Here is a 495-nt window from a genome sequence, read left to right on the forward strand (position 1 = left end):
CTGCTGCACCACATCGCCGGCGACGGCTGGTCCCTGGCCCCGCTCACCCGCGACCTGGCCACCGCCTACGCCGCCCGCCGCGAGGGCCGCGCCCCCGACTTCGCGCCACTGCCCGTCGGTTACGCCGACTACACGCTGTGGCAGCGCGAGCTGCTCGGCGACGCCGACGACCCGGCGAGCACCGCCGCACGGCAGTTCGCGTACTGGCGCGAGGCCCTGGCACAGCTGCCGGAGGAACTCCAGCTGCCCGCCGACCGCCCGCGCCCGGCCACCCCCGGACACCGCGGCGAGGCCGTCTTCCGCACCCTCGACGCCGGCCTGCACACCGCGCTCCTCGAACTCGCCCGCTCCGGCGGCGCCAGCCTGTTCATGGTGCTGCACGCCGCCCTCGCGGCCGTGCTGACCCGGCACGGGGCGGGCACCGACATCCCCGTCGGCTCTCCCGTCGCGGGCCGCACCGACGAGGCGCTGGACGACCTGGTCGGGTTCTTCGTC

General features: G+C 76.8%; 1 protein-coding gene. It reads left to right on the plus strand.

The window, feature by feature from the left end; genetic code table 11:
* The coding region (locus KUM03_RS32350) for a condensation domain-containing protein (protein ID WP_217254134.1) at positions 1-495 on the plus strand (495 nt) is incomplete at both ends.

The organism is Streptomyces sp. AC602_WCS936 (assembly GCF_019049125.1).
In the GTDB taxonomy this organism is placed as follows: domain Bacteria; phylum Actinomycetota; class Actinomycetes; order Streptomycetales; family Streptomycetaceae; genus Streptomyces.